Below are 22686 nucleotides of genomic sequence, written 5' to 3' on the forward strand. Positions count from 1 at the left end.
CCATCTGGAGACGGCTATGGTGGATGAGAGTTTTTCGATTTCGGGCAAGCTGACGGACGAGGGCCACAAGCTGGTCCAGCGCGTCTATTATGAAGACACCGATTTCTCCGGCCTCGTCTATCACGCCCGCTACCTGCATTTCCTCGAGCGCGGACGCACCGACTACCTGCGTTGCCTCGGTGTGGAGCAGCGAGAGCTTATCACGGCCGACGAGGAGGGACTGGTTTTCGTCGTCCATCGCATGGAGATCGACTTCAAGAGCCCGGCTCGGATGGACGATATCCTGACAATCGTGACGCGGACCGAAAAGGCGGGCGGCGCCAAGATGATTCTGTCGCAGGAAATCCGCCGCGGCGAAACGCCGCTGATCGCGGCAAAGGTCATCATCGCTGTCATCAACGCCAAGGGCCGGCCGCGCCGCCTGCCGGAGGGGCTAGCGAAGCAGATGCCGATTGCGGCCGACGCAGGCTAAAAGGAAGCGTTTTATGCTGTACAACGGCTGCAAACCGGCTCTTGCAAAAACATGAGTTTCATGTGAAGGAATTGCCGCGCTGCAGGAAATGCGCGTTGCTCCGCCGCCGGACCAGCTCAGATCAGTTCTGACCGGCTAGAAAAACCCAGCTGAATTAAAGCTTTCAGTCGCACTCTGACACTAACGATGTGTTAACCATAATGGTGTCTTACTCTGAATGTCAGAGTTTGTGCGGTGCACGCCTTCCTTTGACCAAATTTGACGGCAAGGAAGGCGGAAGAAAAGCTTCAAGCTTGACCAGGGCTTAGGGCGGCGGTCGCCAGACATTTCTTGCGAGATCACTTTTGTGCCGCCCGGTCAAGCACCGGGCGTTTGGATTCGGGGATTTTGGATCAATGGAACAAGCAGGATTGGCAGCAGCAACGGCCGACGTCAGCCTCTGGTCGCTGTTCATGCAGGCAGGCATCGTCGTCAAGCTCGTCATGCTCGGGCTTCTCGCAGCCTCCGTCTGGACGTGGGCGATCGTCATCGACAAGTATCTGGCTTATGGCCGTGCGCGGCGCCAGTTCGACAAGTTCGAGCAGGTGTTCTGGTCGGGCCAGTCGCTGGAAGAGCTCTACAGGACGCTCTCCGAGCGCAACAACACCGGCCTCGCGGCGATCTTCGTTGCGGCGATGCGCGAATGGAAGAAGTCCTTCGAGCGCGGTGCGCGCTCGCCGATCGGTCTGCAGATGCGTATCGACCGTGCCATGGACGTGACGCTGTCGCGTGAATCTGAAACACTTTCGTCCCGCCTGGGCTCGCTTGCGACGATCGGTTCGGCCGGTCCGTTCATCGGTCTCTTCGGTACGGTTGTCGGTATCATGACCTCGTTCCAGGCTATCGCCGGCTCGAAGTCGACCAACCTCGCGGTTGTGGCGCCGGGTATCGCCGAAGCGCTTCTTGCGACGGCTATCGGCCTCGTCGCCGCTATTCCGGCGGTTATCGCCTATAACAAGTTCTCCGCCGATGCCGGCAAGCTTTCGGCTCGCATGGAAGGCTTCGCGGATGAATTCTCCGCCATCCTTTCGCGCCAGATCGATGAAAAGCTGCAGCCGCGCCAGGCCGCGCAGTAACGGAACGGCGGGAGTACGACCATGGGTATGGCTGTTGGAGGCAATTCCGGGAGCGGTGGCGGACGCCGCCGCCGCGGTGGCCGGAACAAGAACGTAATTTCCGAAATCAACGTGACGCCGCTTGTCGACGTCATGCTGGTGTTGTTGATCATCTTCATGGTCGCAGCACCGATGATGACGGTCGGCGTGCCGATCGACCTGCCGGAAACGCAGGCCAAGGCGCTGAATTCCGAGACCCAGCCGATCACGATCTCGGTCAAGAACGACGGCCAGGTGTATCTGCAGGAAACGACGATCCCGGCTGAAGAGATTGCCGCGAAGCTCGAGGCGATTGCGACGACGGGTTACAACGAACGCATCTTCGTTCGCGGCGACGCGACGGCGCCTTACGGCGTGATCGCTGATGTGATGGCGCGCATCCAGGGTGCGGGCTTCAAGAATATCGGCCTAGTCACGCAGCAGAAGAAGGACCAGTAGAAAGCAAGATGAAGACCAGCGTCGTCACATCTGCTGTTCTGCATGGACTGGTGCTCGCTGCAGCGCTGGTGACCATTGGCTCGCCCGAGCATTTCAAGGTTGATGATTTCGAAGCGATGCCTGTTGATCTGGTGCCGGTCGAATCGATCACCCAGATGCAGCAGGGCGACAAGAAGGCGCCGATGAAGGAAACGTCGGCGCCGAAGCCGACGACGCGGCCGCCGACCCCTGATCAGGGGGAGAATGTCGGCGATAACAAGGTCGATCTCAAGACACCACCGGTGCCGAACGCCAAGCCGAGCAATACGGATGCGGCGGCTGCCAATTCGAGCGAGAAGCCGGCGCAGAAGATCGATCCTATCCCGAACGAAGTGAAGGAAATCAACAAGGAAGAGACCGAGGTCGAGCAGCCGAAGGAAGTCGCTTCCATTCCGCAGACCAAGCCCGACGTCGCGCCGACCCCGCCGAAGCCGGAGGAAAAGCCGGTCGAGGAAGCAAAGCCCGAGGAAGCGCCGAAGCCCGATGCCGAAGCGCTGCCGGACAAGGTCCCGACCCCGGTTGCCAAGCCACAGGTGAAGCCGCCTGAGGAAAAGCAGGCCGAGAAGCCGCCGGAAAAGCCCCAGGACCAGCCGAAGACGGCTGAAAAGCCGACCGATAAGAAGAAGGACGACCAGAAGCGCGACGTGGCGAAATCTGCATCGTCGATGAAGAGCGACTTCAACGCAGACGACATTTCTGCGCTCCTGAACAAGACCGATCCTTCGGCCGGCGGCACGAAACACTCGACACAGGAAGCCTCGCTTGGCGCCAAGAAGGCGACGCAGGGTGCTTCGAAGCTGTCGATGAGCGAGATGGACGCACTGAAGAGCGCGATCGCCGGCAACTGGAACGTCATTCCGGGCATGGAAGGCATGGGCGACGTGCGCATCAAGGTGCATATGAAGCTCGACGAAGACGGCAACATCATCGGCCAGCCCGAAGTCGAAGCGACCGGCGGCGACAACGATTCGACCCGCCGCGCGCTCGCTGGCGGCGCCTATCGCGCGATCATGAAGTCCGCGCCGTTCTCCACGCTTCCAAAAGATAAATACGATGCCTGGAACGAAGTCGTCGTGAACTTCGATCCCAGCGATCTAGGGATTTAAATGCTGAAAGGCCTCTGTCATATGAGAAAGTCTTCCCTTCTCCGCGCCCTGATGATGGTGGCGGGTCTCGTCACCGCGGGCGCCTTTACGACGCCTGCGAACGCGCTCGTCGAAATCAACATCAACAAGGGTAACGTCCAGCCGCTGCCGATCGCCGTCACCGACTTCCTGCAGGGCGACATGGGCGCGCAGGTTTCTCAGGTGATCGCCGCCGACCTGCAGCGCTCGGGCCTTTTCGCGCCCGTCAACAAGAACGCCTTCATCGAGAAGATCTCCAACCCCGATGCCGCTCCGCGCTTCGAGGACTGGAAGGTCATCAATGCACAGGCGCTGGTGACCGGCCGGGTTACGCAGGAGGCCGATGGCCGCCTGCGCGCCGAGTTCCGTCTCTGGGATACGTTTGCCGGCCAGCAGATGACCGGTCAGCAGTTCTACACGCAGCCGGAAAACTGGCGCCGCGTGGCCCACATCATCGCCGACGCGATCTACAAGCAGATCACCGGCGAAGAAGGCTATTTCGATACCCGCGTCGTCTTCGTCTCGGAATCCGGCACGAAGCAGCAGCGCAAGCGCCAGCTCGCCATCATGGACCAGGACGGCTTCAACGTCCGTACCCTGACCGACGGCAGCGACCTGGTTCTGACGCCGCGCTTCTCGCCGAACCGCCAGGAAGTGACATACATGTCCTTCGCCAACCAGCAGCCGCGCGTCTATCTGCTGCAGCTGGAAACCGGACAGCGCGAAGTGGTCGGCAACTTCCCGGGCATGACCTTCTCGCCGCGCTTCTCGCCTGATGGCCAGAAGGTGGTGATGAGCCTTCAGCAGGAAGGCAACGCCAATATCTATACGATGGACCTGCGTTCGCGCACCACGACGCGCCTGACCTCGACGGCGGCGATCGACACGTCACCGTCCTATGCGCCGGATGGCGGCCGCATCGTTTTCGAAAGCGACCGTGGCGGCCACCAGCAGATCTACGTGATGAATGCCGATGGCTCCGGCCAGACGCGTATCTCCTTTGGCGACGGCAACTACTCGACGCCGGTCTGGTCTCCGCGTGGCGATCTGATCGCCTTCACCAAGCAGTCGGGCGGCAAGTTCTCGATCGGCGTGATGAAGCCGGATGGCTCCGGCGAGCGTATCCTGACGACGGGCTTCCACAACGAAGGCCCGACCTGGGCTCCGAACGGCCGCGTGCTGATGTTCTTCCGCCAGGCCGCCGGTGCCGGTGGTCCGCAGCTCTACTCGATTGACCTGACGGGCTACAACGAGCAGCTCATCAAGACTCCGAACTACGCTTCCGACCCGGCATGGTCGCCGCTGCTGGAGTAGTGGACGGCCCGGAATACGCCTTCATGTCGCCGCAAAGTCCTGAAAATGGGCAATGTAGGGACAAATCAGTAAATCATTAACCATACTTCTTGAGCGCCGATTAACCTCGTACGGTTACAGTCCGGCAACCCTGATGAAGTCGCAAGGAGACCCGGCCATGAGCCGAATTCATACCCCGGCAATGAGCCGCATGCAGAGCCTCGCCCGCAACCCCGTCATGATCGCGCTCGTCGCTGGCCTCGCTCTCGCAGGCTGCGCCAACAAGAAGAACATGGCCAACAGCGCTGGCGATCTCGGCCTTGGCGCCGGTGCAGCAACGCCGGGTTCGGCTCAGGACTTCACCGTCAACGTCGGCGACCGCATCTTCTTCGACACCGACTCCACGTCGATCCGCGCGGACGCTGCCCAGACGCTCGACCGTCAGGCACAGTGGCTTGCCCGCTACCCGAACTACGCGATCACCGTCGAAGGCCATGCCGACGAACGCGGCACGCGCGAATACAACCTGGCTCTGGGTGCCCGCCGTGCGGCTGCCACCAAGGACTACCTCGCTTCGCGCGGCGTTCCGGCTCAGCGCCTGAAGACGATCTCCTACGGCAAGGAACGTCCGGTTGCTGTCTGCGACGATATTTCCTGCTGGTCGCAGAACCGCCGTGCCGTTACCGTTCTCGGTGGCGCAGGCATGTAATCTGCGGAAATCGCATTACATTTTGGAAAGGCGGTCCGTTCGCGGGCCGCCTTTTCTTTTTGAACACACTTTGGCCAGACTCCGTTGCTTTTTGAAAGCAATTGGCAAAATCTCCTGTTCGTGCCATCGGGGCGCGAAGAATCACTGGGACAGGACGATACCTATGAAGAAATATGTCGTGGCAGGGGTGCTCTGCCTCGCGGCTGTGACGGGGACCGAGCGAGCGGCGTATTCCGCATCGTTTCTCGGTCTGAACCTTGGCGGCAAGCCGGTGCAGACACAGGCGCAGCCTCCCGTCGTCAACGTGCAGAGCAGCGGCACGGAAATGCGGGTCCAGCAGCTGGAAGATCAGCTGCGCCAGCTGAACGGCCGCATCGAAGAGATGAGCTATCAGATCCTGCAGATGCAGGAATCGCTGCGCAAGACGCAGGAAGACAACGAGTTCCGTTTCCAGCAGCTTGAAAAGGGCGGTGGCGGCGCTGGCGGCGGTTCGACCGGCGGCAGCACCAAGGGCACCAAGAAGAGCGAAGCCGACGTTCCCCCCGCATCGACGAACCAGGCGCAAGCCGGTTCTCGAGGGCAGGGCGCCGATGATGTTGCGACCATTATCGAAGCACCGCAGGGAGCCGAAACGGCTCCCTCCAACGACGTGCCGTCGAACAGCGGTCTTGGCCAGCCGCCGCAGCAGCTGGGTTCGATGGACTTCGACCAGAACGGCAATCCGATCGGCGGCACGGTCAATCCGGGCGCCGAGGTCGGTTCTGCGCCGCTGCCACCTCCGGGCTCCGGCGCTTCGCCGCAGCAGACGGCATCGCTCGGCAGCGAGGCTGACCAGTACAAGGCCGCCTACGGCCATGTTCTCTCAGGCGACTACGGCACGGCGGAGCAGGAATTCACCCAGTACATCGCCCAATATCCGGGCAGCGCCCGGGCGGCGGATGCGAATTTCTGGCTGGGCGAAGCCCTTTATTCGCAGGGCAAGTTCAATGAAGCAGCCAAGACCTTCCTGAACGCGCATCAGAAATATGGCTCGTCGGAAAAGGCGCCGGAAATGCTCTTGAAGCTCGGCATGTCGCTGGCTGCACTCGACAACACCGATACGGCCTGCGCCACGCTCAAGGAAGTCTCGAAGCGCTACCCGAAGGCATCGCGCGCCGTCATAAGCAAGGTCGCGAGCGAACAGAAGCGTCTCGCCTGCTAAGGGTTTCCGGTTTGTCTCCGGAAGCCATCCTGCCGCCCGAGGCTGCGGTCCACCGCTTCCTCCAATCGCTTGCCGAGCCTACTCGCATTCTCGTCGCGATTTCAGGGGGCAGCGATTCCACCGGCCTTCTCGTCGCGCTCAATGAAGCCATCAAATTCCAATCGAAATTCTCGCTCTGCGCCGCCACCGTCGATCACGATCTGCGTGCTGGCTCTGCGGATGAAGCGCGCGCTGCCGCTGCTCTCTGCCATTCGCTTTCCATAGATCACCTCATCTGCCGCTGGACAGGTCCGAAACCGAAGGCCGGCATCATGGCCGCTGCGCGCGAGGCCCGCTATCAGTTGCTCGCGGCCGCCGCGCGGCAACTCGGCGCAAATCTTGTTGTCACCGCCCACACGCTCGACGATCAGGTCGAGACGCTGGCGATGCGCGCCAGCCGTGGCGCCACGTCCGCGGCCGAGACCGGGATTGCCGACGCTGTGCTGTTCGATCGCAGCATCTGGATCGCCCGGCCGCTGCTGGCCTGCAGCCGTAGCGGCATTCGCGCGCTGCTCACCGCCAGCCATATCGGCTGGTCCGATGATCCGAGTAACGAGGACATGAAATACGAGCGCGTTCGAACACGCGCAGCCCTCGCTGTGCAAAGCGCCGACCGTCTCGACATGCCTTCCATGGAAACGAGAGCGGCGCTTGCGGAGAGTGCTGCAGACTGGCTCGACCGGCATTTCGCTCTCGCCGCACCCGGCCTGGGGCGCGTCTCGCCTGAGGGGATCGACGTTGGCGATCCGGCCTTCTGCTATGCGCTCGGGCGTCTGGCAGCGGTTTTCGGCGGGCAGGCGTTTCCGCTCTCGTCTTCATCGCTCGAACGCGTGCTGGCATTTCTCGGAACCGGCGAGCCGGGGAGGGTGACGGCTGGCCGCGTGGTCTTCGACAGGCGGCGGGACGGTCTTTACCTGACGCGCGAGGACCGCGGCATCTTGCCACTCGCGCTGGCGCCCGGCGCCTCCGCCATCTGGGACGGGCGGTTTGTGATCACCAACCATTCCGGCTCGGAAATCCGTGTCGAAAAGCAGGGTGCCAAGCCAGACCAATACGGCGTTGACGATCGCCTGCGGCGATCAGCCCTCAAGCGCGCTCTGGCTGCGGCTCCGGCCGTATTCGCTGGAGATGACGCAATCGTGTCCGGAGCATTTTCCGGGGACATGGAGGTCATCCCGTATTTTGCGCCATTCGACCGCTTTTTGACACGATTCGACTTCAAGTTCGCCCAACGCCTCGCGGCGGCTTTTGGAACACGCCCCTATCCAAGGCCACCTTTAGGTCTTATTGACGGAAAAACCATCTGACGGATCGGATCGCCTTGGCAATGACACGGCGCAACCCTATGTTAGAGTTCAAATAAGACGGCCGCCATGAGGCGGCTGTTCCAGTGCTGGGGAGTTCGATGAACCCTAACTTACGTAATTTCGCCTTGTGGGCGATCATAGCTCTGCTGCTGATCGCTCTTTTCAGCATGTTCCAGACGACGCCGGCACAGACCAGCTCGCGCGAAATCCCTTACTCGCAGTTCCTGCGTGAGGTTGATGCGGGCCGTGTGAAGGAAGTCGTGGTCACGGGCAACCGTGTCTCGGGCAGCTATGTTGAAAATGGCACCACCTTCCAGACCTATTCTCCTGTGATCGATGACAACCTGCTCGATCGCCTGCAGCAGAAGAACGTCCTGGTTTCGGCCCGCCCGGAGACCGACGGTTCTTCCGGCTTCCTGAGCTATCTCGGCACGCTGTTGCCGATGCTGCTGATCCTCGGCGTCTGGCTGTTCTTCATGCGGCAGATGCAGGGCGGTTCGCGCGGCGCGATGGGCTTCGGCAAATCCAAGGCCAAGCTTCTCACCGAAGCGCATGGCCGCGTGACGTTTGAAGACGTTGCCGGTGTCGATGAAGCCAAGCAGGACCTCGAAGAAATCGTCGAATTCCTGCGCGATCCGCAGAAGTTCCAGCGTCTCGGCGGCAAGATCCCGCGCGGCGTGCTGCTCGTTGGCCCTCCGGGCACGGGTAAGACGCTGCTCGCCCGCTCGGTTGCCGGCGAAGCCAACGTTCCGTTCTTCACGATCTCGGGGTCCGACTTCGTCGAAATGTTCGTCGGTGTCGGCGCAAGCCGCGTCCGCGACATGTTCGAGCAAGCCAAGAAGAACGCGCCCTGCATCATCTTCATCGACGAAATCGACGCCGTCGGCCGCCATCGTGGCGCCGGTCTCGGCGGCGGTAACGATGAACGCGAGCAGACGCTGAACCAGCTGCTTGTCGAGATGGACGGCTTCGAAGCAAACGAAGGCATCATCCTGATCGCAGCGACCAACCGTCCTGACGTTCTCGACCCAGCACTTCTGCGTCCGGGCCGTTTCGACCGTCAGGTCGTGGTTCCGAACCCTGACATCGTCGGCCGCGAGCGTATCCTCAAGGTTCACGCCCGTAACGTGCCGCTGGCACCGAATGTCGATCTCAAGGTTCTGGCGCGCGGTACGCCCGGTTTCTCCGGTGCCGATCTGATGAACCTCGTCAACGAAGCTGCCCTGATGGCCGCACGCCGCAACAAGCGCGTCGTCACCATGGCGGAGTTCGAAGACGCCAAGGACAAGATCATGATGGGTGCCGAGCGCCGCTCGTCCGCCATGACCGAAGCCGAAAAGAAGCTGACCGCCTATCATGAGGCCGGTCACGCCATCACCGCGCTCAAGGTTGCCGTGGCCGATCCATTGCACAAGGCGACGATCATTCCGCGCGGCCGTGCTCTCGGCATGGTCATGCAGCTTCCCGAGGGCGACCGCTACTCGATGAGCTACAAGTGGATGGTTTCGCGCCTGACGATCATGATGGGCGGCCGTATCGCTGAGGAACTGACCTTCGGCAAGGAGAACATCACCTCGGGTGCGTCATCCGACATCGAGCAGGCCACAAAGCTTGCCCGCGCCATGGTCACCCAGTGGGGCTTCTCCGACGTGCTTGGCCAAGTCGCTTACGGCGAGAACCAGCAGGAAGTGTTCCTGGGTCATTCCGTTTCTCAGTCGAAGAACGTCTCGGAATCGACGGCCCAGAAGATCGACAGCGAAGTGCGCCGCCTGATCGAGGAAGCCTATGCCGAGGCACGTCAGATCCTGACGGACAATCACAACGAGTTCGTTGCGATTGCTGAAGGTCTGCTCGAGTACGAAACGCTGACCGGTGAAGAGATCAAGGCTCTGATCCGCGGCGAAAAGCCGGCGCGCGATCTCGGCGACGATTCACCGCCGAGCCGCGGTTCGGCTGTTCCGAAGGCGGGCGCACGCCCGGCATCGAAGGGCGATGAAACGGAAGGTGGCCTCGAGCCGCAGCCGCATTGACCGAAAGTACGAAAGCCTAAGCTTAAGAGAGGCCGGGTTTCCCCAGGAAATCCGGCCTTCTCGTATCGGTAACGCGATATAATCGGTTTTCGCGGTAATTGACGTGATGGCGCCTGCGTTTTGTGGCATGCCGCTATTATGAGCAGGCCGCGTTAGAGACATCGAACGAATTGATTCGTTCTTGCGGCCAGGATTTGCTTGGCACATGGCGCCGCCTGCTTGGCGCGCCGGAAGCATAGGGGTACATATGAAGAGACGTTACTTCGGCACGGACGGCATTCGCGGCCAGTCGAACATTTTCCCGATGACGCCGGATCTGGCGATGCGGGTGGGCATCGCGGTCGGTACCATCTTCCGCCGCGGCAATCACCGCCACCGCGTGGTCATCGGCAAGGACACACGCCTGTCCGGCTACATGCTCGAAAACGCCATGGTTGCAGGTTTTACTGCTGCCGGCGTCGATGCCTTCGTCCTCGGCCCGATCCCGACACCCGCCGTTGCCATGCTGACGCGATCGCTGCGCGCCGATATCGGCGTGATGATCTCGGCCTCGCACAATCCTTACGAAGACAACGGCATCAAGCTTTTCGGCCCCGATGGCTACAAGCTTTCCGATGATATCGAGCAGCAGATCGAGGACCTTCTTGAAAGAGACCTGTCCAGTCAGCTCGCCAAGTCCGACGATATCGGCCGCGCCAAGCGCGTCGATGGCGTCCACGACCGCTATATCGAACATGCCAAACGTACACTGCCGCGCGACGTGACGCTGCAGGGCCTGAGGATTGCGATCGACTGCGCCAATGGCGCTGCCTACAAGGTTGCGCCCGCCGCTCTCTGGGAGCTCGGCGCCGAGGTTGTCACCATCGGCAACGAGCCGAATGGCACCAACATTAACCTGAATTGCGGCTCGACCAGCCCGGTTGCCCTGCAGAAGAAGGTCGATGAAGTCCGGGCCGATATCGGCATCGCGCTCGATGGAGACGCGGACCGCGTGATCATCGTCGATGAGAACGGTGCCGTCGTCGATGGCGACCAGCTCATGGCTGTGATTGCCGAGAGCTGGGCCGAAAGCCAGCAGCTTCGCGGCAGTGGCATCGTCGCAACCGTGATGTCGAACCTCGGCCTGGAACGCTTCCTTGAGGACAAGGGCATGACGCTGGCACGCACTAAGGTCGGCGACCGCTATGTGGTCGAACATATGCGCCAGAACAATTTCAACGTTGGCGGCGAACAGTCCGGCCATATCGTCATGTCCGACTATGGCACGACGGGTGATGGCCTCGTGGCGGCGCTGCAGATTCTGGCTGCCGTCAAGCGCACCGGCAAGACCGTCAGCGAAATTTGCCGCCGCTTCGAGCCCGTGCCGCAGCTGCTGCGCAATGTGCGTATCTCCGGCGGCAAGCCGCTTGAAGATATCCAGGTGCAGAAGGCGATTGCCGATGCCGAAGCCGAGCTGTCGAAGAACGGCCGCCTCGTTATTCGCCCGTCGGGAACCGAGCCGCTGATCCGCGTCATGGCTGAGGGCGACGACCGCGCCCAGATCGAGCGCATCGTCAACGACCTGATCGGCACGATCTCGAACGTCCGCAGCGCGGCGTAAGATCCTCCCGATGTCTTGCATTGAACCGGCGCCACAAGTGCCGGTTTTTTGTTGCCGCAAGAATTATGGTGTCCGCTCTATGAACAAACACGGTAAATATTCGTAGTTAAGCGGGTTTTAACGTTTCCCGTTCATTATCCAGACAAAGCGTATCAGATTGGCAGGCTCGCGCTCGGCCAATGTAACTTCTTTGGAGTGGATCATGAAAAAAGGCTTGGCCGGCATCTTCGCCGCACTGCTTATGACCTCGAATGCACTGGCGGCCGATCTCGCTCCTGTCGAGCCGGTTCCGGAAATGCCGCCTGAGGTGACTGTTACCGAAGCGACCGGCTGGTACCTGCGCGGCGATGTCGGTTATGGCTTCAACGATCTGCGCGGTGCCAAGTTCTATCAGGGCGGAAGCTCCGCTGACGAAGTGGACTTCACTACCTCGGACCTGCGGGACAGCTTCACCGTTGGCGGCGGTGTTGGTTATCAGGTCAACAGCTACCTGCGTACCGACTTGACGCTCGACTATCTCGGCAAGAGCGACTTCCACGGCTCGACGACCGGCGGCGGTTCTGCCTTCGGTGCCTGCCAGGTCACCTGCTCTTCCACCGATCTGTCTTCCTTGACGGCATGGACGCTGATGGCAAATGCCTATGTGGATCTTGGCACCTACGGCGTCTTCACGCCTTATGTCGGTGCCGGTATCGGTGGCTCTTACGTTAAGTGGAAAGATCTGCGCAACACGTCTTGCGACACCAGCGGCAGCGGCTTTGGTTGCGACGATACCGTCACGCATAACGGCAAGGGCGACTGGCGCTTCAGCTACGCTCTGATGGCCGGTGCATCGATCGACGTCACCTGCAACGTCAAGGCTGATGTCGGTTACCGCTTCCTGCATGTCGATGGTGGCAACATGTTCGGCTATGCTGAGAACGGCGGCCCGGGCCGCGACAAGGGCTTCAACGTCCACGAAGTCCGCGCCGGTGCACGCTACCTCTTCGGCGGTTGCGAGCAGCCCGTCGCTTACGAGCCCCAGCCGGAAATTCCGCTGCAGCAGCCTGTCTACAAGTAATCGGATCTCTATCGATCCTGCGAAAGCCGCCTTCGGGCGGCTTTTTGCTTTTCAGGCCTCGCGTCGCACCTGCGTCAAAAAATCCTCAGTGTGCGACACTTCTCCGTTGACCATGACGGGCGAGGTCTGTATCTACGGCGGCGGGACACCTCTCCCCAACGAGAGGCTAATTACCTGGAAGGGTATACATATGGCCGCTGCCACCGCAAAGCCGGACGTCCGTCCGAACAACACTCATTTCTCTTCTGGCCCTTGTTCGAAGCGCCCCGGTTGGTCGCTCGATGCTCTCTCCGACGCGCCGCTTGGCCGTTCGCACCGCGCGAAAGTCGGAAAGACGAAGCTGAAGCAGGCCATCGATCTTACCCGTGAAATTCTGGAAGTGCCCGCGGATTACCGCATCGGCATCGTTCCTGCTTCCGATACCGGCGCCGTCGAAATGGCGCTCTGGTCGCTCCTCGGCGAGCGCGGCGTCGACATGGTCGCCTGGGAAAGCTTCGGCGCTGGCTGGGTCACCGATGTCGTCAAGCAGCTGAAGCTGAACGACGTCCGCAAGATCGAAGCCGGTTACGGCGAGCTGCCTGACCTTTCGACCATCGATTTCGACCGCGACGTCGTCTTCACCTGGAACGGCACCACCTCGGGTGTCCGCGTTCCCAATGCCGATTTCATCCCTGCCGACCGCAAGGGTCTGACGATCTGCGACGCGACGTCCTCTGCCTTTGCGCAGGACATGGACTTTGCCAAGCTCGACGTCGTCACCTTCTCCTGGCAAAAGGTTCTCGGCGGCGAGGGCGCACATGGCGTCATCATCCTGTCGCCGCGCGCTGTCGAACGCCTGACGACCTATGCACCGGCCTGGCCGCTACCGAAGATCTTCCGCATGACCTCGGGCGGCAAGCTGATCGAGGGCATCTTCACTGGCGAAACCATCAACACGCCGTCGATGCTCTGCGTCGAGGACTATATCGATGCGCTGCTCTGGGCCCAGAAGCTCGGCGGCCTGAAGGCGCTGATGGCGCGCGCCGATGCCAATACCAAGGTCATCGCCGACTTCATCGTTGCCAACGACTGGATCGCCAATCTGGCGGTCAAGGCGGAGACCGCTTCCAACACCTCGATCTGCCTGAAGATCGTCGATAAGGAAGTCACCGCTCTCGATGCCGATGGCCAGGCGAATTTTGCCAAGGGTCTCGTCGCTCTTCTTGAGAAGGAAGGCGTTGCCTATGACATCGGCGCTTACCGCGACGCCCCGTCGGGCTTGCGCATCTGGGCTGGTGCCACCATCGAAGCTTCCGACATGCAGAAGCTGATGCCGTGGCTCTCCTGGGCGTTCGAAACGCAGAAGGCCACGCTTTCCCAGGCTGCTGCCTGAGTTGATCGCATAAGGCTCCGCCGGAATGGCGGAGCCCAGCATCCCTGATTTCATCCATCGCTGAACACTTTTGAAGGAAGCCCACAATGGCACCTCGCGTTCTCGTATCCGACGAACTGTCGGAAACCGCCGTCCAGATTTTCCGCGACCGCGGCGTCGAAGTCGATTTCCAGCCGCAGCTCGGCAAGGACAAGGACAAGCTCGCCGAGATCATCGGCAATTATGATGGTCTCGCCATCCGCTCGGCCACTAAGGCCACCGAGAAGCTGATCGCTTCGGCGACCAACCTCAAGGTCATCGGCCGCGCCGGTATCGGCGTCGACAATGTCGATATTCCGGCTGCCTCGCGCCGCGGTATCATCGTCATGAACACGCCGTTCGGCAACTCGATCACCACCGCCGAGCACGCCATCGCGCTGATGTTTGCCGTTGCCCGCCAGCTGCCGCAGGCCGATGCCTCGACGCAGGCCGGCAAGTGGGAAAAGTCGAAGTTCATGGGTGTCGAAATCACCGGCAAGACGCTCGGCGTCATCGGCGCCGGCAATATCGGCGGCATCGTCTGCAAGAAGGCGATCGGCCTCGGCATGCATGTCCTGGCCTACGACCCCTTCCTGTCGGCCGAGCGCGCCCAGGAAATGGGCGTCACCAAGGTCGAGCTCGACGAGCTGCTGGCTCAGGCCGACTTCATCACCCTGCACGTTCCGATGACCGACAAGACCCGCGGTATTCTCGGCAAGGACAACCTTGCCAAGACCAAGCCCGGCGTTCGTATCATCAACTGCGCCCGTGGCGGTCTGGTCGATGAAGCCGCACTCGCCGAAGCCATCAAATCAGGCCATGTCGCCGGTGCCGGTTTCGACGTCTTCGAAGTCGAGCCTGCCAAGGAAAGCCCGCTCTTCGGCCTGCCGAACGTCGTCTGCACGCCGCATCTGGGTGCGTCGACCACCGAAGCCCAGGAAAACGTTGCTTTGCAGGTTGCCGAGCAGATGTCGGATTACCTCGTCAAGGGTGCGGTTTCCAACGCCATCAACATGCCATCGATCACCGCCGAGGAAGCACCGCTTCTGAAGCCGTTCATCAAGCTGGCTGATGTTCTCGGCGCCTTCGTCGGTCAGGTCACCGACGAGCCGATCAAGGAAATCGAGATCCTCTATGACGGCGTGACCGCCGGCATGAACACCCGTGCGCTGACCTCGGCAACGCTCGCCGGTCTGATCCGCAGCCAGGTGGCGGACGTCAACATGGTTTCGGCACCGGTGATGATCAAGGAAAAGGGCATCGTGCTCTCCGAGGTCAAGCGCGACAAGACCGGTGTCTACGACGGTTACATCAAGCTGACGGTCAAGACCGACACCATGACCCGCTCGATCGCCGGTACCGTGTTCTCGGACGGCAAGCCGCGCTTCATCCAGATCAAGGGTATCAACCTTGACGCCGATGTCGGCTCACACATGGTCTATATCACCAACACCGACGTCCCCGGCATGATCGGCTTCATCGGCACGACGCTCGGCTCGGCCGGCGTCAATATCGCCAACTTCCAGCTCGGCCGTGACAAGCAGGGCGGCGATGCGATCGCGCTGCTCTATGTCGATGGACCGCTGAACGACGAAGTTCTTGCCAAGCTGACCGCCAATGCGGCGATCCGCCAGGCCAAGCCGCTGGTCTTCGCCGTCGATTGATTTTCCTCCCAGGAAGACAAGAAAAGCCCGGCGCGGGAAACTGCGCCGGGCTTTTTCCGTTTCGAGCGATCAGGCGCTGATGCTGCCTGCGTCCGGCACGCGGCCTTGCGGCGTCAGCCCATCGACCGCCTGCGGTAGGGTCTTGGAAAGGCGGGCGAGAAGGTCGTCCTTGTTGAGGCCGGTCGCCTTGGCGAGCTCGTCGAGAATATCGGGGCCGAGGGCCTGGGAGAGCTGGCCGTTGTCGATCGGCTTGTTCTCGCCAGATGAAACCCAGGAATTCGCCGTGTCGCCGAAGCCGTTCTGCTGGAAGTGATCGAGCAGGCCGCCAAGGCCGCCGCTCAATATGCCGCCGGCCGAGCCGCCTTTCAGCAGGTCGCCAAGGCCGCCTGCACCGGCAAGGCCGCCGAGAAGGCCACCCAAACCGCCGAGGCCGCCGGTTTGTGTCGCACCGCCGCCATCTTGCCCGCCGCCGAGAATGCCACCAAGGAGACCGCCCAGGCCTCCACCATCCGCTTGCGGCGCGGCTCCGCCAGGCTGGGTGCCCGAGGCTTGCGGCTGTGCGCCGCCCGTTAGTTCGCGAAGCGTGGCTGCAATCTTGTCGCGGTTCTGGTAGCCCGCAACGGCCAATATACCCAGCAATGCCGTAAGATTCCTGCGATCCATGGTGTCCTCCCGCTGAAATCGCCAGGGCGCAATCCGCCCGGATGCCTCAATGCACGAGACGGCAAAATGTTCCGCAGCGCCGGTGTTTTCAGCCGCGCGGCTTGAGCAGGCGAAGCGCGTTCATCGTCACCAGCACCGTTGCGCCGGTATCGGCCAGGATTGCAGGCCACAGACCGGTGACACCAATGATCGTCGTGACCAGGAAAACCGCCTTGAGACCGAGCGCGATCGTGACGTTCTGGAAGATGTTGCGCATCGTTCGCTGCGACAGTGCGATCATCTCTGCGACATCGCCGACGCGTCCGTGAAGGATCGCCGCATCCGCAGTTTCGAGCGCGACATCGGTCCCACCACCCATGGCGATGCCGATATCGGCGGCGGCAAGTGCCGGGGCGTCGTTGATGCCGTCACCCACCTTGGCAACGGTGAAGCCCTCGCGCTTCAATTCGCCGACGATGCGCTGCTTGTCCTCGGGCATCAGCTCGGCGCGCACATCGATACCGAGCTGCTTGCCGATCGCCTGGGCGGTGCGGGCATTGTCGCCCGTCAGCATGACGATCTTGACGCCGCGGGCCTTGAGAGCGTCGAGGCCGGCCCGCGCGTCGTCTCGCGCTTCGTCGCGCATGGCGATTAGACCGGCAATCGTATCATTGACGAGAAGGATCGAGACTGTCTTGCCGTCGTCGTTCAGTGTCTGGATCGCTTCGCCCTGCTCGGCCGTCAGCTGCTCACGCACGGCGGCGGGGGAAAAGAGGTCGAGCTTCTCGCCACCGGCACGGCCGCTCATTCCCTTGCCTGCAATAGCCGAGGCTTCAAGGGCAGGCGGGACTGGCAGCTTGTCGGCCGTTGCCCTGTTGAGGATTGCCAAGGCTAACGGGTGGCTGGAGTTGCGCTCGAGCACGGCAGCACGCGATAGGATCTGCGGCTGGGTTAATGCGCCGAAGGAGACTATGTCAGTAACCTTCGGTTTGCCTTCGGTCAGCGTGCCGGTCTTGTCCAGCGCCACGGCGTTGATCTTGCCGAGGCCCTCCAGCACGGCGCCGCCCTTCAGCAGCAGCCCGCGGCGCGCACCTGCCGAGAGCGAGGCGGCGATGGCGGCGGGCGTCGAGATCACCAGCGCGCATGGGCAGCCGATCAGCAGGATCGCCAGACCCTTGTAGATCCATTCATCCCAGGCGCCGCCTGCGACAAGAGGCGGCAGGATCGCGACCAGTGCGGCAACTGCCACGACACCGGGCGTATAGTAGCGCGAGAAGCGGTCGATGAAACGCTCGGTCGGCGCCTTCGATTCCTGCGCTTCCTCGACGAGCTTGACGACGCGGGCGATGGTGTTGTCGGCCGATGCCGCGGTGACGCGGACGCGCAATGCGCCATCGCCATTCACCGTTCCGGCAAAGACGATGTCATCAGGCGTCTTGCGAACCGGAACGCTCTCGCCTGTAACGGGCGCTTCGTCGATCGCACTTTCTCCGGAAACAATGATGCCGTCAGCCGAAATCCGGTCGCCGGGGCGCACCAGAATGATGGCGCCGACGGCAAGCGTCTCGGCCGGGACTTCGCGGGTTGCGCCGTTTTCCTCAAGCAATGCGCTTTTCGGCACGAGCGCGGTCAGCGACTGGATGCTTGCCCGGGCTCTGCCCGCCGCAACGCCTTCCAGCAACTCGCCGACAAGGAAGAGGAAGACGACGGCCGCGGCTTCTTCCGCCGCGTTGATGACGACGGCGCCGACCGCGGCGATGGTCATCAGCATCTCGATAGAAAAGGGCGTGCCGGCCAGCGCCGCCATCACCGCCCGCCTTGCGATGGGTACAAGACCGATCAGCATCGCGACCATGAATGCGTAAGGCGCGATCGCCGGGACAAGGTGACCAGCCGCATAGGCTATGACGAAGGCCGCGCCAGACAGGATGGTGAGCCTTCCCTTGCTGCTTTTCCACCAGGGACCGGTGGACGGCGCGTGATCATGACCATGCAGGCCGGGGATTTCGGCCTCATCGTGCGAATGCCCTGCATGCTGCTCGTGATTGTGGTCATGTCCGGAATGGTCGTGGTGGACAGCGGTCTTTTCGCGCCTCGCATCTTTGCCGCCCGCCGCCATCGGCACGACGGAATAACCAAGGCCGGTGACGCGTTTCTCGATTGTGCCGAGATCGCTGCTGCCATCGTGGCGCACCGTCATCGTACCAGCCGTCATGGAGACCGAGACATCCTCGACGCCAGGCACGCGGCGCACCGCCGTGTCGATCTTTGCCGCGCAGGAGGCGCAGTCCATGCCGCCGACGCGGTATTTTGCCTGGGATGTTTCGGCCATGATCCGGTTCCTTGTCTTCTACCGGTTTTCTTCCTACATCCTCTAGTCACTAGAGGTGCAAGAGGCGATCATGAAAAAAATCACCATTGGAGATGCCGCGCGTCAGAGTGGCGTCAAGGTGCCGACGATCCGCTATTACGAAAGCATCGGATTGCTGGCTGCCCCAAGCCGTAGCGAGGGCAACCAGCGCTCGTATGAAGTGTCGGATATCCGGCGGCTGGCCTTCGTGCGGCACGCGCGCGAGCTCGGTTTCGAGGTCGATGCCATCCGGGCGCTATTGACGCTGCAGGACGATCCGCATCAATCCTGCGCTTCCGCCGATGCCATCGCCAAGGCCCGTCTCATCGAGGTCGAGCAGCGTATCCGCAGCCTGACCGCACTGAAGGCGGAGCTGGAGACCATGGTAGAGGGTTGTTGCCACGGGCGCGTCGACCAGTGCCGGGTCATCGAGATCCTGGCCGATCACGGCCAGTGCATGCACGACCATCATTGAACTTAAAACCGCCGTGGCCGTTTCTTCGATTGGACAATGGAGGAGCCAGTCATGACGAAGATGAGCCTTGCGGATATTTCCAAGAAGATGCGCGATATCGATGTCGCGATGCTATCGACCCATACCGACGGCGGCGCGATCGCCGGCCGGCCGATGAGCAACAACCGGGAGGTCGATTACGATGGCGACTCCTACTATTTCACATGGTCGGATTCGCGCATGGTCTCCGATATCGAGCGTAACCCGAAGGTCTCACTGACATTCCAGGGGAAGCAGTTCTTCTCGATCGCCGTCGAGGGTAAGGCCGAGGTCGTGCGCGACAAGAAGGCCTTTGAGGAACATTGGACCAAGGACCTCGACGACTGGTTTAAGGATGGTATCGACACCAAGGGCGTAGCGATGATCAAGGTCCATGCCGATCGCATCCATTACTGGAGTGGCGAAGAGGACGGCGAGGTCAAACTGAAGAACTAGGCCATGCGGCGCCGGTGGCAAAAGAATAGTCACCGGCGCGCTGACGGGAAGCACTTGCAGGAATTTAGCAGCACGACGATGCCTAATCATCGGGCTTTCGCCTGAAGTTTAGGCGCGCTATGATTCTGATTTTATTTATCTTTTTCATTTATAAGAGCAGGGTTCCGTTTCAATATCCGATAAGATTCATGGCCTTCACCACGACGAATCCAGATGATTTCCACGTCCCGAACGATGACTTCCGTTCGCTGTTCGAGACCCATCCGTCGCCGATGTGGGTCTATGATCCCGTCACCCTGCGGTTCCTGATCGTCAACGATGCGGCCCATGATCTCTACGGCTATTCCGCCGAGGCCTTCGCGCGGATGACGGTGCTCGACATCCGGCCCGCGACCGAGCGCGAGCGGATGGTCAGCGCCGTTCAGGGCCGGACCGATATCGAGCGGGCCGAGCGCTGGACGCATCTGAAGGCCAGCGGCGAGCCCTTCGAAGTGCTGACCTACGGGCGCGAAGTGCGCTTCGACGGCCGCAATGCCATCCTTGCCATCGTTCAGGACCGAACCGAGGTCAACGCCGCCAGACGGCAAGTCACCGATGCCCGCTCACTGCTTGACAGCATCGTCGATAACCTGCCGGTCGGCGTTTTCGTCAAGGATATGGAAGACGACGGGCGCTATGTGCTGTTCAACCGCCAGAGCGCCACGATTGCCGAAATGCCCGGCCGCGAGATCGTCGGCAAGACCGACCGCGTGGTGTTTCGCGACAAGACGCGGTTCTTCCGCGAGCAGGACAAGCGGGTGCTGGAGGAAGACATCACGATCACCTTCGAGGAGGTCATTGCCAAGAAAGGCGGTGGCCACCGTCTGCTGAAGACGGTGAAGCGTGCGCTTCCAGCATCTGAGGGCCGCCCGCGCCGCTATCTTCTCGGCATCTCGCAGGACGTGACGGAAGAGCGCGCCTTCGAAGCGCGCCTTGCGCATCTTGCCATGCACGATGCCCTCACCGGGCTGCCGAACCGCGCGGCTTTTGCCGATCACATCGAGAGCCATGTCGCGGCAGCAACGGCGCAGACGCCGATCGCGCTGCTGTACCTCGATGTCGATCACTTCAAGCTGATCAACGACAGCAAGGGTCACGCGGCCGGCGATGCGCTGCTCTGTCAGGTGGCGCGGCGGCTGAAGATGCTGCTGGAGGAGGGGGATCTCGTGGCGCGCCTAGGCGGCGACGAGTTTGCGATCGTGCTGAAATCCGGCGATTGCGGCCGGACGGGACGCTTTGCCGAGCAGCTGCTCGCCGTGCTCAGCGCGCCCTTCGATCTCGACGGCAGCAACGAGCATGTGACCTGCAGCATCGGCGTCGCCTTGGCACCGGATCATGCCGGCGATGCCGACGTGCTGATGCGGCATGCCGATCTGGCGCTCTACGCCGCCAAGGAAAGCGGCCGCTCCACCTACCGCTTCTACGAAACGGAAATGCGCCTCGAAGTGGAGCGGCGTCATCAGCTCATCGCCGAATTGCGCGACGCCGTCGAGAAGCGGCAGTTCGAGCTTCACTACCAGCCGATCGTGCAGGCGGCGAGCGGCGAACTCGCCGGCTTCGAAGCGCTGATCCGCTGGCATCACCCGAGCCGCGGGCTTGTGGCGCCGATGGAATTCATTCCGCTCGCCGAAGAAACCGGGCTGATCGTGCCGATCGGCGAATGGGTGCTGCGCGAAGCCTGCCGCGTTGCCGCCGGCTGGCCCGAACATCTGAAGATCGCCGTCAATCTTTCGGTCTGCCAGTTCCGCCACAACACGCTGCTCGCGACCGTCGTTTCGGCGCTCGGCGACAGCGGATTGCAGGCGCAGCGGCTGGAGATCGAAATCACCGAGTCCGTTTTCCTCGCCGATGTCGAACAGAGCCTGCCGCTGCTTCGAGCCCTGAAGGAGCTCGGCCTGCGCATCGCCATTGACGATTTCGGCACGGGCTATTCGTCTTTCAGCTATCTGAGGGCCTTTCCCTTCGACAAGATCAAGCTCGACCGCAGTTTCGTCGCCGGCATGGAGAGCGACCCCGGCAATCTGGCGATCATCCGCGCCGTTGCCGGCATCGGCTCAGGGTTTAATGCGGTAACGCTTGCCGAAGGGATTGAGACGGAAGAGCAGTTGGAGAGGCTGCGGCGGGAGGGCTTTGCGGAAGTGCAGGGCTATCTGCTCGGCAAGCCGATGCCGCAGGCCGACGCCGAGCGGATGATCGAAGGCGATGTGCCATTAAGGCGCGCCCGCTACCGTTGAGATCATCGCGTCGAAGGCATCTGCTGCCTTGCTGCGATAGCGCTCTTCATGCCGCAGCAGGAAGAAGGGCCGCGGCAGCGGCTTTATGGCCGCTTCGACGATCGTGCCGCCCTTGAGCAAGGGGTCGGCGAGGATGCGCGACATCAAGGTCGCCCCCAATCCAGCCTCGACGGCGCTGATGATCGGCTCGTTGGCGGGCAATTGCAGGGTGACGTCAAGCTCGGCGAGACTGAGACCCTCTGCCTCGATCATACTTTCGAAGGCATGCCGCGTGCCCGATCCCGCCTCGCGCATCACCCACGGGGTTTGCCGGAAGTCGCCGATGCTGCGCGGCTTTCCGTCCGTCCAGGGGTGATCGCGGCCGACGATGACGATCATCTCGTCGATCGCAACCTGCCGGGCCGAAACCCCGCGGCGATCCTCGCGCCATTCGATAAGCCCGATTTCCGTCTTGCCGTTCATCACGGCGTCAGCCGTTTCGACGGTATTGCCGATGCCAATATTGAGCTTGATGCCGGGATAGAGGTTGCGATAGGCGGCAAGCTTCGGCGCTAGCCAGTGGGCGGCGGCCGTCTGGCTGGCGATGATCGACAGTTCGCCATGCATCAGGCCGGAGAGATCCATCAGGGCCGCCTCCGCTGCCTTAGCACTTGCCAGCACCTGCTGTGCTTCCTTGAGAAACAGCTGGCCCGTCCGGTTGAGGACGATCGAGCGACCGACGCGGTCGAAGAGCGTCACGCCGTGACGGGTCTCCAGCGCGGTGATTGCGGCGCTGACGGCCGATTGCGTCATGTTCAGATATTCGGCGGCGCGCGTCACATGCTGGCGGGCGGCGACTTCGACGAAGATGCGGAGCTGCTCAAGGGTCATATCATCGATTTTATCGAACGTTTTTATAATTACAATTCGTTGGAAGCGATTAATTCAAGGGTCTATTGGTGACGCCGAAAGA

19 protein-coding genes are annotated in these 22686 nt (G+C 61.7%); 16 read left to right on the forward strand and 3 right to left on the reverse strand.

Going from position 1 to position 22686, the window contains the following annotated elements; all coding sequences use genetic code 11:
• Nucleotides 1–16: 16 nt before the first annotated feature.
• The 13 genes from ybgC (at nt 17) to serA (ending at nt 15520) form a co-directional block, all read left to right on the forward strand.
• Nucleotides 17–472, forward strand: coding sequence for a tol-pal system-associated acyl-CoA thioesterase (ybgC, locus tag AB4Z25_RS27010; protein ID WP_112541089.1), 456 nt, complete (start codon nt 17–19; stop codon nt 470–472).
• Nucleotides 473–867: 395 nt separating this feature from the next.
• Entirely contained in the window at nt 868–1587 is a 720-nt protein-coding gene (gene tolQ / locus AB4Z25_RS27015) for a protein TolQ (RefSeq protein WP_112385434.1), read from the forward strand.
• A gap of 21 nt (nt 1588–1608) precedes the next feature.
• A complete protein-coding gene (gene tolR, locus AB4Z25_RS27020; protein WP_112385433.1) occupies nt 1609–2064 on the forward strand; it encodes a protein TolR in 456 nt (151 codons plus the stop codon).
• An 8-nt stretch (nt 2065–2072) separates the two neighbouring features.
• Nucleotides 2073–3209, forward strand: a complete 1137-nt coding sequence (locus tag AB4Z25_RS27025; RefSeq protein ID WP_112541090.1) for a hypothetical protein — start codon at nt 2073–2075, stop codon at nt 3207–3209.
• A gap of 21 nt (nt 3210–3230) precedes the next feature.
• On the forward strand, nt 3231–4541 hold the full coding sequence (gene tolB / locus AB4Z25_RS27030; RefSeq protein WP_112541091.1) for a Tol-Pal system beta propeller repeat protein TolB: 1311 nt from the start codon (nt 3231–3233) through the stop codon (nt 4539–4541).
• Nucleotides 4542–4698: 157 nt separating this feature from the next.
• On the forward strand, nt 4699–5229 hold the full coding sequence (pal, locus tag AB4Z25_RS27035; RefSeq protein WP_112385430.1) for a peptidoglycan-associated lipoprotein Pal: 531 nt from the start codon (nt 4699–4701) through the stop codon (nt 5227–5229).
• 163 nt (nt 5230–5392) lie between these two features.
• A complete protein-coding gene (ybgF, locus tag AB4Z25_RS27040; RefSeq protein ID WP_112541092.1) occupies nt 5393–6430 on the forward strand; it encodes a tol-pal system protein YbgF in 1038 nt (345 codons plus the stop codon).
• Nucleotides 6431–6441: 11 nt separating this feature from the next.
• Nucleotides 6442–7776, forward strand: coding sequence for a tRNA lysidine(34) synthetase TilS (tilS, locus tag AB4Z25_RS27045; protein ID WP_112541093.1), 1335 nt, complete (start codon nt 6442–6444; stop codon nt 7774–7776).
• A 98-nt stretch (nt 7777–7874) separates the two neighbouring features.
• Complete coding sequence (gene ftsH, locus AB4Z25_RS27050; protein ID WP_112385427.1) at nt 7875–9806, forward strand: ATP-dependent zinc metalloprotease FtsH; 1932 nt, start codon at nt 7875–7877, stop codon at nt 9804–9806.
• A 247-nt stretch (nt 9807–10053) separates the two neighbouring features.
• Nucleotides 10054–11406: a phosphoglucosamine mutase gene (gene glmM / locus AB4Z25_RS27055; protein ID WP_442210156.1), complete on the forward strand. Its 1353-nt coding sequence runs from the start codon at nt 10054–10056 to the stop codon at nt 11404–11406.
• Between the two features lie 202 nt (nt 11407–11608).
• On the forward strand, nt 11609–12466 hold the full coding sequence (locus tag AB4Z25_RS27060) for an outer membrane protein (protein ID WP_112385425.1): 858 nt from the start codon (nt 11609–11611) through the stop codon (nt 12464–12466).
• A 190-nt stretch (nt 12467–12656) separates the two neighbouring features.
• On the forward strand, nt 12657–13838 hold the full coding sequence (locus AB4Z25_RS27065; RefSeq protein WP_112541094.1) for a phosphoserine transaminase: 1182 nt from the start codon (nt 12657–12659) through the stop codon (nt 13836–13838).
• 86 nt (nt 13839–13924) lie between these two features.
• A complete protein-coding gene (gene serA, locus AB4Z25_RS27070) occupies nt 13925–15520 on the forward strand; it encodes a phosphoglycerate dehydrogenase (protein ID WP_112385423.1) in 1596 nt (531 codons plus the stop codon).
• A 69-nt stretch (nt 15521–15589) separates the two neighbouring features.
• Here serA and AB4Z25_RS27075 read toward each other — a convergent pair whose 3' ends face one another.
• Together AB4Z25_RS27075 and AB4Z25_RS27080 are read right to left on the reverse strand one after the other, a co-directional pair.
• Nucleotides 15590–16183 carry a YidB family protein gene (locus tag AB4Z25_RS27075; RefSeq protein WP_112385422.1) on the reverse strand — a complete coding sequence of 198 codons (594 nt, stop codon included), beginning with the start codon at nt 16181–16183 and terminating at the stop codon, nt 15590–15592.
• A gap of 88 nt (nt 16184–16271) precedes the next feature.
• Nucleotides 16272–18494, reverse strand: a complete 2223-nt coding sequence (locus tag AB4Z25_RS27080) for a heavy metal translocating P-type ATPase (protein WP_442210161.1) — start codon at nt 18492–18494, stop codon at nt 16272–16274.
• A gap of 70 nt (nt 18495–18564) precedes the next feature.
• Here AB4Z25_RS27080 and AB4Z25_RS27085 point away from each other — a divergent pair, with 70 nt between their 5' ends.
• The 3 genes from AB4Z25_RS27085 to AB4Z25_RS27095 all read left to right on the forward strand — a co-directional run bounded on the left by AB4Z25_RS27085 (nt 18565) and on the right by AB4Z25_RS27095 (nt 21734).
• Entirely contained in the window at nt 18565–18987 is a 423-nt protein-coding gene (locus AB4Z25_RS27085; protein WP_112385420.1) for a MerR family transcriptional regulator, read from the forward strand.
• Nucleotides 18988–19038: 51 nt separating this feature from the next.
• Nucleotides 19039–19461, forward strand: coding sequence for a pyridoxamine 5'-phosphate oxidase family protein (locus AB4Z25_RS27090; RefSeq protein WP_112385419.1), 423 nt, complete (start codon nt 19039–19041; stop codon nt 19459–19461).
• A gap of 188 nt (nt 19462–19649) precedes the next feature.
• A complete protein-coding gene (locus AB4Z25_RS27095; protein WP_442210165.1) occupies nt 19650–21734 on the forward strand; it encodes a putative bifunctional diguanylate cyclase/phosphodiesterase in 2085 nt (694 codons plus the stop codon).
• Here AB4Z25_RS27095 and AB4Z25_RS27100 read toward each other — a convergent pair.
• Nucleotides 21711–22604 (reverse strand): LysR family transcriptional regulator, encoded by an 894-nt coding sequence (locus AB4Z25_RS27100; protein WP_112541097.1) that lies wholly within the window; start codon nt 22602–22604, stop codon nt 21711–21713. The genes AB4Z25_RS27095 and AB4Z25_RS27100 overlap by 24 nt on opposite strands.
• Between the last annotated feature and the right edge of the window lie 82 nt (nt 22605–22686).

The organism is Rhizobium sp. RAF36, assembly GCF_052114105.1.
Classification (GTDB): Bacteria; Pseudomonadota; Alphaproteobacteria; order Rhizobiales; family Rhizobiaceae; genus Rhizobium.

Bases quoted from the DNA above. Each gene is read 5' to 3' on its own strand.
- AB4Z25_RS27095 (WP_442210165.1), top strand. From the start codon at position 19,650: ATGGCCTTCACCACGACGAATCCAGATGATTTCCACGTCCCGAACGAT.
- AB4Z25_RS27100 (WP_112541097.1), bottom strand. From the start codon at position 22,604: ATGACCCTTGAGCAGCTCCGCATCTTCGTCGAAGTCGCCGCCCGCCAG.
- AB4Z25_RS27075 (WP_112385422.1), bottom strand. From the start codon at position 16,183: ATGGATCGCAGGAATCTTACGGCATTGCTGGGTATATTGGCCGTTGCG.
- pal (WP_112385430.1), top strand. From the start codon at position 4,699: ATGAGCCGAATTCATACCCCGGCAATGAGCCGCATGCAGAGCCTCGCC.
- AB4Z25_RS27060 (WP_112385425.1), top strand. From the start codon at position 11,609: ATGAAAAAAGGCTTGGCCGGCATCTTCGCCGCACTGCTTATGACCTCG.
- ybgC (WP_112541089.1), top strand. From the start codon at position 17: ATGGTGGATGAGAGTTTTTCGATTTCGGGCAAGCTGACGGACGAGGGC.
- AB4Z25_RS27025 (WP_112541090.1), top strand. From the start codon at position 2,073: ATGAAGACCAGCGTCGTCACATCTGCTGTTCTGCATGGACTGGTGCTC.
- AB4Z25_RS27065 (WP_112541094.1), top strand. From the start codon at position 12,657: ATGGCCGCTGCCACCGCAAAGCCGGACGTCCGTCCGAACAACACTCAT.
- AB4Z25_RS27080 (WP_442210161.1), bottom strand. From the start codon at position 18,494: ATGGCCGAAACATCCCAGGCAAAATACCGCGTCGGCGGCATGGACTGC.
- tolB (WP_112541091.1), top strand. From the start codon at position 3,231: ATGAGAAAGTCTTCCCTTCTCCGCGCCCTGATGATGGTGGCGGGTCTC.
- serA (WP_112385423.1), top strand. From the start codon at position 13,925: ATGGCACCTCGCGTTCTCGTATCCGACGAACTGTCGGAAACCGCCGTC.
- tolR (WP_112385433.1), top strand. From the start codon at position 1,609: ATGGGTATGGCTGTTGGAGGCAATTCCGGGAGCGGTGGCGGACGCCGC.
- glmM (WP_442210156.1), top strand. From the start codon at position 10,054: ATGAAGAGACGTTACTTCGGCACGGACGGCATTCGCGGCCAGTCGAAC.
- AB4Z25_RS27085 (WP_112385420.1), top strand. From the start codon at position 18,565: ATGAAAAAAATCACCATTGGAGATGCCGCGCGTCAGAGTGGCGTCAAG.
- AB4Z25_RS27090 (WP_112385419.1), top strand. From the start codon at position 19,039: ATGACGAAGATGAGCCTTGCGGATATTTCCAAGAAGATGCGCGATATC.
- ybgF (WP_112541092.1), top strand. From the start codon at position 5,393: ATGAAGAAATATGTCGTGGCAGGGGTGCTCTGCCTCGCGGCTGTGACG.
- tolQ (WP_112385434.1), top strand. From the start codon at position 868: ATGGAACAAGCAGGATTGGCAGCAGCAACGGCCGACGTCAGCCTCTGG.
- ftsH (WP_112385427.1), top strand. From the start codon at position 7,875: ATGAACCCTAACTTACGTAATTTCGCCTTGTGGGCGATCATAGCTCTG.